The 351-nt window shown below is 63.2% G+C and carries 1 protein-coding gene; it reads left to right on the forward strand.

The window, feature by feature from the left end:
• A partial coding sequence (locus AB1L30_RS00425; RefSeq protein ID WP_367011382.1) for an acyl-CoA dehydrogenase family protein occupies positions 1–351 on the forward strand: 351 nt, incomplete at both ends.

A 351-nucleotide genomic window follows, 5' to 3' on the forward strand; every position in this document is an offset into this window, starting at 1 on the left:
GCGCGGGCGAGATCGACCCCGTCCTGCGGGCAGAGCTCGCCATGTTCGACGTCGATGCGCTGGCCTATGCCTGCATGGGCGAGAAGTTCCTGGACGAGGTCAAGGTCGGCAAGGGCCATCCCGCCCAGCCGAACATGATCAAATATGCCGGCACCGAACTGAACAAGCGCCGCCACGAACTGATGATGAGCGTCGGCGGCAGCCGTAGTCTCGAATGGGAAAGCGAGGACACGGACGGCGGCAAGCCGAGCCGCAACTGGCTGCGCACCAAGGCCAACAGCATCGAGGGCGGAACCAGCGAAGTCATGCTGAACGTCATTTCCAAGCGTATTCTCGACCTGCCGGGAGCCT

It is taken from the genome of Bremerella sp. JC817, from assembly GCF_040718835.1.
Classification (GTDB): Bacteria; Planctomycetota; Planctomycetia; order Pirellulales; family Pirellulaceae; genus Bremerella.